Genomic DNA, 12,121 nt, shown 5'->3' with positions numbered 1-12,121 from the left:
CCGCGCCGTGCCGACGTCCAGCGCCAGCACCACCGACGCTTCCTCAAAGACCCCTGCCGCCAGCGGTGGCGTCCAGTCCCTTGAGCGCGCCTTCGATCTGCTCGAACGCATGGCCGATGCCGGGGGCGAGGTCGGCCTCAGCGAGCTCTCCGCCGCCAGCGGTCTGCCCCTGCCCACGATCCACCGCCTGATGCGCACGCTGGTGGCGTGCGGTTACGTCCGCCAGCAGCCCAACCGACGGTACTCCCTCGGCCCGCGTCTGATCCGCCTCGGCGAGTCCGCGTCCCGGCTGCTGGGCACCTGGGCGCGCCCCTACCTCGCCCGCCTCGTCGAGGAGACCGGCGAGACGGCGAACATGGCCCTGCTCGACGGAGACGAGATCGTCTACGTCGCCCAGGTGCCCTCCAAGCACTCCATGCGCATGTTCACCGAGGTCGGCCGCCGGGTGCTGCCGCACTCCACGGGCGTGGGCAAGGCGCTCCTGGCCCACACCCCCGCCGACGAGGTACGCGCCCTCCTCGCGCGCACCGGCATGCCGGCGGCGACCGAGAGGACCATCACCACGCCCGAGGGCTTCCTCGACGCGCTGGAGCAGGTCCGCAAGGCGGGCTACGCGGTCGACGACAACGAGCAGGAGATAGGAGTCCGCTGCCTCGCCGTCTCGGTGCCGAACTCGCCGACCGCCGCCGCGATCTCCATCTCGGGCCCGGCGGGCCGGGTCACCGAGGCCGTGGCCGAGTCCTTCGTGCCGATCCTGCAGGGCGTCGCCGCCGAGCTGTCGGTGGCCCTGTCCAACCAGACCCCGGCCTAGGCGGTACACGCCCGGACGCGAAGGCCCCGGCCGTCCCTCGGATCGAGGAACGGCCGGGGCCTTCGCGTGCGGGCGGGCGTGTGGCGGCGTAGGTGAGGGCGTGCGGGCCCTCGTACGCCCCTCAGGAGGCCCGTACGCCGCTCAGGGCGCCGGGTTCGGCACCCGGCTCCGGGAGCGGCGTCAGGCGGCCGTCGGCCATCGTCGCCGTACGGTCCATCCGCTCCAGGTGGGCGTGGTCGTGGGTGACCACCACCGTGGCGGTGGAGCGCTCGCGGGTCAGCGTGACCAGCAGGTCGAGCACGGCCGCGCCGCGCTCGTGGTCCAGGGCGCTGGTCGGCTCGTCGACCAGCAGCACGGCGGGCTCGTTCATCAGGGCGCGGGCGATGTTGATCCGCTGGCGCTGGCCCCCGGAGAGCTGGTGCGGCCGCTTGTCGGCCTTGTCCGCCAGCCCCACCGCGTCCAGCAGCTCCAGTGCGCGGCGGCGCGGGGCCTTGGAGCGCCCGGAGAGGTGCGCCATGACCTGGAGCTGTTCGGCGGCGGTCAGCGAGGCCAGCAGGTTCGGCTGCTGGAAGACGATGCCGATCTCCTCCCGGCGCAGGGCCGACTTCTCGGCGGCGCTGAGCCCCGCCGTGTCCCGGCCGGCCACGACGACCCGGCCGGAGTCCGGGGTGACCAGGGTGGCGGCGACCGCGAGCAGGCTGGACTTGCCGGAGCCGGAGGGTCCGATCACCGCCGTCAGGGTGCCGGCGGGCACCTCCAGGCGGACCGCGTCCAGGGCGGTGAGCCGGCTCTCGCCGTCGGGGTAGGTGAGCGTGACGTCGTGGACGAGCAGGGTCATCGGGCGCTCCCGAGGGCGGTCAGCGGGTCGACGGCGGTGATCCGCCGGATGGACAGGGCCGCGCCCAGCGCGCCGAGCACGATCATGATCGCGGCGGGGACGAGGACCGTGGCGGCGTCGAGCACGAAGGGCACGTCCCCGCCGCTGATCAGCGCGCCGAAGCCGGCGGCCAGCGCGGTGCCCAGCCCGGTGCCGGTGGCGAGGATCACCACGGCCTGGCCGAGGGCGTCCTTCAGCAGGTAAGGGGTGGAGGCACCCAGTGCCTTCAGGACGGCGATGTCGCCGCTGCGCTGGATGGTCCACACCGTGAAGAAGGCCCCTATGACGAGGGCGGAGATGACGAAGAGGAAGCCGCGCATCAGCTGGAGGGAGCCGTTCTCGGCCTGGTACGAGCCTATGGCGCCCAGGGCCTCGTCGACGGTCTGGGCCTTGGTCGCGGCGGCCCCGTCGGCGGCCGCGAGGTCCAGGCCGCCGCCGGAGACGGCGACGACGGTGGCGAGGGTGTCGATGGAGGTGCCCGGGTTGCCGATGCGCTGCCAGTCGTTGAGGTCCATCCAGACCACCGGGGTGTGGCTGTAGGCGGCGGTCCCGGAGACGGCGGCCACGGTCAGCTCCAGCGGCCCGATCTTGAGCTTGGCGCCCGCGGTGAGGCCGCCGAGCTCCTTCGCGGCCTTCTCGGCGAGGACCACCCGGCCCTGGGTGAGGCCCGCGTTCCGCGGCCCGAGCCGGCCGGCGGGATCCACGCCGAAGACCGAGACGGCGGCGGTGCGCTCACCCGAGACGGCGTTGGTGGTGCGGATGCCGAGCGGCTCCGCCGAGGTCACCCCGGGCTGCTTGCGCCAGGCCAGCCAGGCGGACTGGGGGACCTGGGAGTTGGTGAAGGACACCTTCTGGTCCCCGGCGGGCGCGGCGAAGGCCAGGTGCGAGGCGGGCAGGCCGGTGATGGCCGAGATGTTCTCCCGGGCCAGGCCGGAGGTGAGCCCGGACAGCAGGCCGACCAGCAGCGTGATCAGCAGGACGACCGACCCCATCAGGGCGAAGCGTCCCTTGGCGAACCGTAGATCTCTCCATGCGACGAACATGTTCCCCACCTTGGTGTTCCGCGTGGACACAAGGCATCGCGCCACAGGAGGGATCCTCGTATCGAAGGGCGCACCGGTACATCAAACTTTCGGTTGACCGGGGCCGGGCGGGCCCGACTTACGCTGGTCCCGCCATGACTGCTGCCGCTGCCCCTCTTCCCTCCGTTTCCCGCCTCCCCGTTTCCCGCTCCCTCACCCCGGTGTCGAAGGTGCTGCGGCTGTGCCTGCACGCGCTGTTCTTCGGGCTGCTCGCGCTCGCCGCCGGGCGGGCCGTGACCGACTCCGCGCCCCGCGCCGGCTGGGTGATCGCCGCCTGCGCGGTGCTGGCCGCCGTGTACGCGGGCGGCGTACGGGCCCCCGCCGTGCACAGCTCGCCGCGCGCCGGGGCGGTGTGGCTGGCGGGGCTCGGCGCGGCCTGGGCGGCGCTGCTGGTGGTCTCCCCCGACGGGCTGTGGATCGCCTTCCCGCTGTACTTCCTGGAGCTGCACCTGCTGCGGCTGCGCTGGGGCGTCGCGGCCGTCGCGCTGACCGCCTGCGCGGCCATCGGCGGGTTCCTCGCGCACAGCAGCGCGGCGACCCCCGGGGCGTTCCTGGGGCCGCTGCTGGGCGGGGCCGTGGCGGTGGCGACCGTACTGGGCTACCAGGCGCTGTACCGCGAGAGCGAGCGCCGCCGCGAGCTGATCGAGGAGCTCATCACCACCCGGGCCGAGCTGGCCGCGGCCGAGCGGGGCGCCGGGATCCTGGCCGAGCGGGAGCGGCTCGCCCGGGAGATCCACGACACCCTCGCCCAGGGGCTGTCCTCCATCCAGCTGCTGCTGCGGGCCGCCGAGCGGGCGCTGCCCGAGGAGGCTCCGGCGCTGGAGCACATCGCCCGGGCCCGGGAGGCCGCCCAGGAGAACCTCGCCGAGGCGCGCCGCTTCGTACGGGCCCTGACCCCGCCGGACCTGGAGCACGGATCGCTCGCCGCCGCCCTGGAGCGGCTGTGCGCGGGGGTGCCGGGGCCGCGGGTGCGGTTCTCGCTGAGCGGCAGCCCGCGGGTGCTGCCCACCCCGTACGAGGTGGCGCTGCTGCGGATCGCGCAGTCGGCGCTGGCCAATGTGGTGCGGCACGCGCGGGCCGGGCGCGCCGAGATCACCCTGACCTTCATGGACGCCTCGGTCACGCTGGACGTCGTGGACGACGGGCACGGCTTCGACCCCTCCCCGGCCGCCTCGGCCGCGTCGGCCTCCGGTGACGGCGGCTTCGGGCTGCCCGCGATGCGCTCGCGCGCCGAGACCCTGGGCGGGCTGTTCACCGTGGAGTCCGGCCCGGGCCAGGGCACCGCCGTGGCCGTCACCCTGCCGCTGCCCCTGGAGGTCTGACGATGACGATCCGGCTGCTGCTGGCCGACGACCATCCGGTGGTCCGGGCGGGACTGCGCGCGGTGCTGGACACGGAGGCGGACTTCGCGGTGGTGGCCGAGGCGGCGACCGCCGAGCGGGCGGTGGAGCTGGCCGGCTCCGAGCCGGTGGACGTGGTCCTGATGGACCTCCAGTTCGGGCCGGGCCCCGGCATGCACGGCTCCGACGCGACGGCCCTGATCACCGCCCGCCCGGGCTCCCCCCGGGTACTGGTCCTGACCACGTACGACACGGACGCGGACATCCTGGCGGCGGTGGAGGCGGGCGCCTCGGGCTACCTGCTGAAGGACGCCCCGCCGGAGGAACTGGCGGCGGCGGTACGGACGGCCGCCGCGGGTCAGTCGGCGCTGGCCCCGGCGGTGGCGCTGCGGCTGATGGACCGGATGCGGACCCCGGCGGAGGCGCTGACGAAGCGGGAGCTGGAGGTGCTGCAGCTGGTCGCGGACGGCCTGTCGAACCAGCAGATCTCGAAGAAGCTCTTCCTCAGCCAGGCCACGGTCAAATCCCACCTGGTGCACATCTACGCCAAGCTCGGCGTCGACTCCCGCACCTCGGCGGTCGCGGCCGCCGCGACCCGCCGCCTGATCCGGACGCCGTGAGCGGAGCACGCCGTGACGGACCCGGGCCGCCGGATCGCGGGGTTCAGGCCACCCAGTGCGGGCGGTCCACCGCCGACGGCAGCGGGATCCCGTCGTGGAAGGCGCCCGCGAGGCGGCGCACGCCCTCGTCCAGGCGGTCCGCGGAGAGCGTGTAGGGGATCCGGAGCCGGTGTTCGAAGGTGCCCGGGTCCACCCCGAAGCGGGCGCCGCGGCCGATGTGCACGCCGGCGGCCGCGGCGCGCTCGGCCAGGGCGGAGCTGACCGCCTCGCCCAGGTCGACCCAGAGCGAGAGCCCGCCCGGCGGGACCTGCCAGGACCATTCGGGCGTGTGCCGCTGGAGGGCCTGCACCAGGGCCTCGCGCTGGATCCTCAGCTGGGCCAGGCGGGCGGGCAGGGCCCGGTCCATGTCGTCCATCAGCGGGAGCGCGACCAGCTGGTCGAGGACCGAGCCGGTCATGTCGGCCGAGACCCGTACCGCGGTCAGCTCGGCGATCATCTTCGCGGTGGCCCGGATCCAGCCCACGCGCAGGCCGCCCCAGTGCGTCTTGCTGAGCGAGCCGATGGTGATCACGTGGTCCGCGCCGCCGCGCGGCGCGAGGGAGGCCAGCGGCGCGGGCGCCGGCACGTCCAGCGCGATGTCGGCGATGGTCTCGTCGACCACCAGCCACGTCCCGGTCGCACGGGTCGCCGCGAGCAGCCGCAGCCGCTGTTCCGGCGGCATCAGCGCGCCCGTCGGATTGTGGAAGTCGGGGATCACGTACGCCATCCTCGGCACGGTCTGGCGCAGGGTGGACTCGGCGATCTCCATGTCCCAGCCCGCGTCGGAGACGGCGATGGAACCGGTGCGCAGCCGCGCGTGGCGCAGGGCGTCGAGGGCGTTGGCGTAGGTGGGGCTCTCGGTGACGACCCGGTCTCCGGCCCGGCAGAGCAGGCTGACGACCAGGCTGAAGGCCTGCTGGGCGCCGGAGGTGAGCAGGATCTGCTCCGGGCGCGTGGGCAGTCCGCGCCGGCTGAACCGCTCGGCGACGGCGGTCCGCAGGTCGGGCAGGCCGAACGGGTGGTAGCCGGGGCTGCGGGCGAGCTGGGGCAGGCGGGGCGCCGCCCAGGCGAAGGCCTCGGCCAGGCTGCCTTCGGGGGCGCCCATGGCGGCGATGGCGAGGTCGATGCCCGGTTCGCCGTCCGGGCGGCCGCCGATCCCCCCGACGATGGCGTGCGCACCGACCGGGCGGTGGCCGTCGGGGAGTTCGGTCCAGGTGCCGGAGCCGCGCCGGCTGCGGACGTAGCCGCTCTCGCGCAGCAGGTCGTAGGCGCCGGTGACGGTGGCCCGGCTGGCGCCGACGGCCTCGGCGAGTTCGCGTTCGGCGGGCAGCCTGACGTGCAGGGCGATCCGGCCGTCGAGGATCAGTGTGCGGACGGCGTCGGCGAGCGCCCGGTAGCCGGGGCGGGCCAGGACCTCCGCGGGCAGCAGGGCGGCGAGCTGCCGGCTGCCGATGGTTCTGTCCGCTGTCTGGACCACTCGCCCGTTTGCCATGCCAACCTCCCCTGATTGGCTCTGACGGCCAGGCCAATCGAGGACCAGACTCGCCGTATTGGCCCCCTATTGGCAAGGAGACGGCGAGATGCTGACCGACCGTGACGAACGTGCCCTGCTGGCTGCCGCCGAGAACCGGGTCTCCCGGCCGCTGCGCATCGGGGCCGTGCTGGACTCCGTACGCCGCACTCTGGCGCGGCGCTCGCGGGACTCCGTACAGGAGCGAGAATCGGTGGCATGCCAGCCAACTCCCCCTCCGCTTCACCCATGATCGCGGGCCTGCTCCTGGCGGCCGGCGGCGGCCGCCGGCTCGGCGGGCGGCCCAAGGCCCTGCTCCCCTACCGCGGCCGCCCGCTCGTCGAGAACGCCGTACGGGTGCTGCGCGAGGCGGGCTGCGGCCCGGTGCACGTGGTGCTCGGGGCCTCGGCCTCCGAGGTCCGCGAGCGGGCCGACCTGACCGGCTGCGTGGTCGTGGACAACCCGGAATGGGCGGAGGGGATGGGCTCCTCCCTGCGGGTCGGGCTCACCTCGCTGGCCGGTACGGGCGCCCGCGCGGCCCTGGTCTCGCTGGTGGACCAGCCGGGCATCGGCCCGGCGGCCGTGGCCCGGGTCCGGGAGGCCTACCGCTCCCCCGCGAGCCTGGTGGCGGCGGCGTACGACGGGGTGCGCGGCCACCCGGTGCTGTTCGGCGCGGAGCGCTGGGCGGACATCGCGGCGACGGCGACGGGCGACAGGGGCGCGCGCGTGCATCTCGCACGACACGCCGAAGAGCTCATGCTGGTGGAGTGCTCGGACATCGCGGAGGCCTTCGACATCGACACACCGCCCGACCTGGTGCGTCTCCTCTGAGCACGGCGTGACGGCGATGGCACTGAGGGCCACCGGGAAGTGGAATCTGTCGACTCAGAGAATCTCGATATCAACAAACCATTGAACTTCCACCATGAGGAAATTACTATCCACTGGTCAGAAGCGCCCTGAACCCCCAGACGGCGCCCGCGACCGTATTCCGGAACTCTCCACACCCGACGGCACTGCGTGCCGTCTCGCGCGAGCATTCCCCCGCGGCCGCCAGGCACCGCCGCTGAAGGAGTGACAGATATGTCCGCACCAGCGCCGTCCCCGCTGGCCATCGTCGACGCCGAGCCCCTGCCCCGGCAGGACGAAGTCCTCACCGAAGCGGCTCTCGCCTTCGTGGCCGAGCTCCACCGGCGGTTCGCCCCCCGCCGTGCCGAGCTCCTCGCCCGCCGCGCCGAGCGCCGTGCCGAGATCGCCCGGACCTCCACCCTCGACTTCCTCCCGGACACCGCACAGGTCCGCGAGGGCGACTGGAAGGTGGCGCCGGCCCCGGCCGCGCTGAACGACCGTCGTGTGGAGATCACCGGTCCGACGGACCGCAAGATGACCATCAACGCCCTGAACTCGGGCGCCAGGGTCTGGCTCGCCGACTTCGAGGACGCCTCCGCTCCCACCTGGGAGAACGTCGTCCTCGGCCAGCTCAACCTCATCGACGCCTACGAGCGCCGCATCGACTTCACCGACCCGCGCACGGGCAAGGCGTACGCCCTGAAGCCCGCCGACCAGCTCGCCACCGTCGTGATGCGGCCGCGCGGCTGGCACCTGGAGGAGCGCCACCTGCGCTTCGAGGGCGGCCCGGCCTCCGGTTCGCTCGTGGACTTCGGCCTGTACTTCTTCCACAACGCGAAGCGCCTCATCGACCTCGGCAAGGGCCCGTACTTCTACCTGCCGAAGACGGAGTCGCACCTGGAGGCGCGCCTCTGGAACGAGATCTTCGTCTTCGCCCAGGACTACGTCGGCATCCCGCAGGGCACCGTCCGCGCCACCGTCCTCATCGAGACGATCACCGCCGCGTACGAGATGGAGGAGATCCTCTACGAGCTGCGCGACCACGCGGCGGGCCTGAACGCGGGCCGCTGGGACTACCTCTTCTCCATCGTGAAGAACTTCCGTGACGGCGGCGAGAAGTTCGTCCTGCCGGACCGCAACGCGGTGACGATGACCGCCCCGTTCATGCGGGCGTACACCGAACTGCTGGTCCGCACCTGCCACAAGCGCGGCGCGCACGCCATCGGCGGCATGGCGGCCTTCATCCCGTCCCGCAAGGACGCCGAGGTCAACAAGGTCGCCTTCGAGAAGGTCAAGGCCGACAAGGACCGCGAGGCGGGCGACGGCTTCGACGGCTCCTGGGTCGCCCACCCCGACCTGGTGCCGATCGCGATGGCCTCCTTCGACGCGGTCCTCGGCGAGAAGCCGAACCAGAAGGACCGGCTGCGCGAGGACGTCTCGGTGGCCGCGGGCGAGCTCATCGCGATCGACTCCCTGGACGCGAAGCCGACGTACGAGGGCCTGCGCAACGCGGTCCAGGTCGGCATCCGCTACATCGAGGCCTGGCTGCGCGGCCTGGGCGCCGTCGGCATCTTCGGCCTGATGGAGGACGCGGCCACCGCCGAGATCTCCCGCTCGCAGATCTGGCAGTGGATCAACGCCGGCGTGGTGTTCGAGAACGGCGAGACCGCCACCGCCGAGCTGACCCGCAAGATCGCGGCCGAGGAACTGACCGCCATCCGCGCCGAGGTCGGCGAGGAGGCCTTCGCGGCCGGCAAGTGGCAGCAGGCCCACGACCTCCTGCTCCAGGTCTCCCTGGACGCGGACTACGCGGACTTCCTCACGCTCCCCGCGTACGACCAGCTGGTCGGCTGATCCCCGGATTCGGCTGACTCGCACAGCGGCCGAACCCGCCGGCTCCGCCCCCGTCGCCTTCACGGCACGGGGGCGGAGCCGTTTGCGTTCCACAACAGGAGGAGCGGACTCCCGAACGACCGATCGGTTGTTACTCGTTCGTAACGTCACTGTACCTAGCGGTAACAAGTGGGCCCGTGTCACCTTTCCGATGCCACCGGCCGGCGGTACCCCCACTTTCCCAGCCACGCAACGGAGTCGTTGCCGACTTCGGCATGGCCGAAAACGCAGGAGTTCCGCAGTGATCGGATTCCGCAACGTCAGCAGGGACCGGTACCGCAGTCGGGTGCGACGACTGGCCGGGGCCGGATTGGTCCTGCCGCTCGCCGCGGGCGCGCTGGTGGCCGGCGGCGCCGGGACCTCCGTGGCCAGCCCCGGGACCGGACCCACCGCCGTGGTGTCCATGGGCGACAGCTACATCTCCGGCGAGGCCGGACGCTGGAAGGGCAACACCCTCACCAACACCGGAAGCAGGAACGGGACCGACCGGGGCTGGGTCAGCGGCAGCACCTACGATCCCGGCAAGGTGTACGGGAGCACGGCCGGCGGGTGTCACCGCTCCGACTCCGCCGAGGTGCGCAGCGCCGGGGCGATCGCCGACGTCGCCGTGAATCTGGCCTGTTCGGGGGCGGTTTCCGACAACGTGTTCCGCGCCTCCAACGGCGGCGTCGCCTTCAAGGGCGAGGCGCCGCAGGCGGACCAGCTCGCCGCGGTGGCCGCGAGCCACGACGTCAAGGTCATCGCGCTGTCCATCGGCGGCAACGACCTGGGCTTCGCCGACATCATCAAGGACTGCGCGCTCGACTTCGTCATCTGGAACTCGTACTGCTACGACAATCAGCAGTACGGGGTCGACCAGAAGATCGACGCGGTCATGGGCAAGGTCGGCAAGTCCGTCGACGAGGTGCGGGCCGTGATGCGCGCGGCCGGGTACGCCGACTCCTCGTACCGGATCGTGCTGCAGTCCTACCCGTCGCCGATCCCGCGGAGCGCGGAGAACCGGTACACCCAGAGCGACTGGAGCCGGCTCAACACGGGCGGCTGTCCGTTCTGGAACCGGGACTCGGACTGGGCGCGGGACTCGCTCGTGCCGCAGATGGCCAACCGGATCAAGGGGGTCGCCGCGGCCAAGGGCGTGCAGTTCCTGGACCTGCGGGACATGATGCAGGGCCGTGAGGTGTGCGCCAAGGCGAGCAAGCAGGTGAGCTCCACGGTGCCGGCCTCGGCGAAGACGAGCGAGTGGGCGCGCTGGATCGACAACAACGAGTCGCAGGGCCTGATCCAGGAGTCCATGCATCCGAACTACTTCGGCCAGCTGGCGGCCGGCCGCTGCCTCGCGCTGGTCGTCGCCCAGCCCGCGAGCTCCGGCTTCAGCTGCAAGAACACCGCGGGCGGGGACCAGACCGGGATGTTCCTGACCCCGGCTTCCTGAGGCCCGCGCGGGGGCGGGAGGCGCTAGAAGGAACCGTCCAGCACGGAGAGGACGTTGCCCGCCGGGTCCTTGAACCAGGCGATGGTGGGCCCGCCTTCCGCCTCCCGGACGATGCCCTTGGCGTCCGTGTCGAAGCCCTCGTAGCGCTCGAACCGGACGCCCCGGCCGGTGAGTTCGTCGACGGCCCGGTCGACGTCGTCGACGGGGAAGTTGAGGATCGTGAAGCTCGCGGGCTCGTGGTTGTCCTTCTGGTAGACCATGACCGTGTTGTCGCCCGCCAGGTGCAGCGACAGCAGGCCCATGTCCTTGTTCTCCGAGACGCGCAGGCCGAGGGTGCCTTCGTAGAACTCCTTGGCCCTGCCGAGGTCGTCGACGGAGAATCCGCTGAATGCCTTGGTGTCTGCGAACATGACCGTTCCTTCGCTCCGACGCTCCCCGCTCTCCATCCTCCTCCCGAGGGCGTCGGCCGTCGACCGACGGGAGGGTGCGCGGACCGTCCGCGGCCGGTCACTCCGCGTGGGACCCCCGTGAATCCGGATGAACGGCGCGGCGCGGGCTGGCATGCTCTCGCGCATGGCAGCCCGCACCGCACGTCCCAGCCTCTACATCTCCGTCGACGTCGAGGCCGACGGACCCATCCCCGGCCCCTACTCGATGATCAGTTTCGGGGCGGCGGTCGCCGGCCGGCAGGACGGCGCGTCGTATACGGCCGCCGATCCGGAACGGCAGACCTTCTACCGGGAGCTGCGGCCGATCAGCGAGGCGTACGTGCCCGAGGCGCTCGCCGTCAGCGGGCTGGACCGCGACCGGCTGCTGCGGGAGGGCGCCGACCCGGCGACGGCCATGGACGAGTTCCGCACCTGGGTGCGGGAGGTGTCGGCCGAGGCCGGGGCCCAGCCGGTGATGTGCGGCTACCCGGCCCCCTTCGACTGGACCTTCCTGTACTGGTACCTGATGCGCTTCGGCGGGGACAGCCCCTTCGGCCACTCGGGCTGCCTGGACATGAAGACCCTGTACGCGACGAAGGCGCGGGTGCCGCTGCGCGCCGCGGTCAAGGGCCGGATGCCCCGCGCACTGCTGTCGCGGCGGCGCCACACGCACCACGCCCTGGACGACGCGATCGAACAGGCCGAGCTGATGAGCAACCTGATGCTGTGGACTCCCCCGGAGCCGGTGCCGGTGCCGGTGCCGGCTCCGGAGCGCTCCCCGCGCATCACGCACCTCTCGTGGGGCCGGGTCGAGGCCGAAGGGCTCGCCCCCGGCAAGGACTTCAGGCTCTACCCGGGTGGCGGCCGCCCCTGGGACTGGTCCGAGCACGGCACGCGGCACGAGCCCGGCGTCCGGCCGCAGGAGGTGCGCGAGTTCCTCGACCTGGGGGTGACGGCCGTGGTGCTCAGCCAGGGCATGGACAAGCGCCTCGGAATCGCCCCGCAGACGCTGGAGGTGCTCCGGGCGGCCGGGGTCGAGGCGCACGTGGCGGAGACGACCGCGGCCGTGGAGGTCTACAACCGGCTGGCCGCCACCGAGCGGGTCGCCGGCCTCTTCCACTCGACCTGCTGACCGGGTGCGCGCACGGGGGGGGGGGGGGGGGGGGGGGGGGGGGGGGGGGGGGGGGGGGGGGGGGGGGGGGGGGGGGGGGGGGGGGGGGGGGGGGGGGGGGGGGGGGGG

General features: G+C 73.0%; 11 protein-coding genes. 7 read left to right on the top strand and 4 right to left on the bottom strand.

Going from position 1 to position 12,121, the window contains the following annotated elements; translation table 11 throughout:
- Positions 1-7 precede the first annotated feature (7 nt).
- Positions 8-811 carry an IclR family transcriptional regulator gene (locus ACZ4VT_RS22955; protein ID WP_467952227.1) on the top strand — a complete coding sequence of 268 codons (804 nt, stop codon included), beginning with the start codon at positions 8-10 and terminating at the stop codon, positions 809-811.
- Positions 812-932: 121 nt separating this feature from the next.
- Here the strand turns inward: ACZ4VT_RS22955 and ACZ4VT_RS22950 are convergent, their stop codons facing one another.
- A complete protein-coding gene (locus ACZ4VT_RS22950) occupies positions 933-1,649 on the bottom strand; it encodes an ABC transporter ATP-binding protein (RefSeq protein WP_467952226.1) in 717 nt (238 codons plus the stop codon).
- A complete protein-coding gene (locus ACZ4VT_RS22945; protein ID WP_467952224.1) occupies positions 1,646-2,731 on the bottom strand; it encodes an ABC transporter permease in 1,086 nt (361 codons plus the stop codon). The genes ACZ4VT_RS22950 and ACZ4VT_RS22945 overlap by 4 nt, the downstream gene beginning before the upstream one ends.
- A 134-nt stretch (positions 2,732-2,865) precedes the next feature.
- Between ACZ4VT_RS22945 and ACZ4VT_RS22940 the strand changes: the two genes are divergently transcribed.
- Positions 2,866-4,092 (top strand): sensor histidine kinase, encoded by a 1,227-nt coding sequence (locus tag ACZ4VT_RS22940; RefSeq protein ID WP_467952222.1) that lies wholly within the window; start codon positions 2,866-2,868, stop codon positions 4,090-4,092.
- A 2-nt stretch (positions 4,093-4,094) separates the two neighbouring features.
- Entirely contained in the window at positions 4,095-4,730 is a 636-nt protein-coding gene (locus tag ACZ4VT_RS22935; RefSeq protein ID WP_467952220.1) for a response regulator, read from the top strand.
- 43 nt (positions 4,731-4,773) lie between these two features.
- On the opposite strand, the gene yczR is transcribed toward ACZ4VT_RS22935, so the two are convergent.
- Positions 4,774-6,261, bottom strand: a complete 1,488-nt coding sequence (gene yczR, locus ACZ4VT_RS22930; protein ID WP_467952218.1) for a MocR-like transcription factor YczR — start codon at positions 6,259-6,261, stop codon at positions 4,774-4,776.
- A gap of 237 nt (positions 6,262-6,498) precedes the next feature.
- Here yczR and ACZ4VT_RS22925 point away from each other — a divergent pair, with 237 nt between their 5' ends.
- The 3 genes from ACZ4VT_RS22925 to ACZ4VT_RS22915 all read left to right on the top strand — a co-directional run bounded on the left by ACZ4VT_RS22925 (position 6,499) and on the right by ACZ4VT_RS22915 (position 10,453).
- The gene (locus ACZ4VT_RS22925; protein ID WP_467952216.1) at positions 6,499-7,110 is read left to right on the top strand and encodes a nucleotidyltransferase family protein; all 612 of its coding nucleotides are present in this window, start codon (positions 6,499-6,501) and stop codon (positions 7,108-7,110) included.
- Positions 7,111-7,362: 252 nt separating this feature from the next.
- Positions 7,363-8,982 (top strand): malate synthase A, encoded by a 1,620-nt coding sequence (gene aceB / locus ACZ4VT_RS22920; RefSeq protein ID WP_467952214.1) that lies wholly within the window; start codon positions 7,363-7,365, stop codon positions 8,980-8,982.
- 280 nt (positions 8,983-9,262) lie between these two features.
- Positions 9,263-10,453: a GDSL-type esterase/lipase family protein gene (locus tag ACZ4VT_RS22915; protein WP_467952212.1), complete on the top strand. Its 1,191-nt coding sequence runs from the start codon at positions 9,263-9,265 to the stop codon at positions 10,451-10,453.
- A gap of 23 nt (positions 10,454-10,476) precedes the next feature.
- Here the strand turns inward: ACZ4VT_RS22915 and ACZ4VT_RS22910 are convergent, their stop codons facing one another.
- Complete coding sequence (locus tag ACZ4VT_RS22910; protein WP_362814835.1) at positions 10,477-10,863, bottom strand: VOC family protein; 387 nt, start codon at positions 10,861-10,863, stop codon at positions 10,477-10,479.
- A gap of 163 nt (positions 10,864-11,026) precedes the next feature.
- Between ACZ4VT_RS22910 and ACZ4VT_RS22905 the strand changes: the two genes are divergently transcribed.
- Positions 11,027-12,013, top strand: coding sequence for an MTH938/NDUFAF3 family protein (locus tag ACZ4VT_RS22905; protein ID WP_467952210.1), 987 nt, complete (start codon positions 11,027-11,029; stop codon positions 12,011-12,013).
- The last annotated feature ends 108 nt before the right edge of the window (positions 12,014-12,121 follow it).

The sequence above is a fragment of the Streptomyces sp. NPDC029164 genome (assembly GCF_055563995.1).
This window is presented reverse-complemented; position numbering and strand designations above follow the sequence as displayed.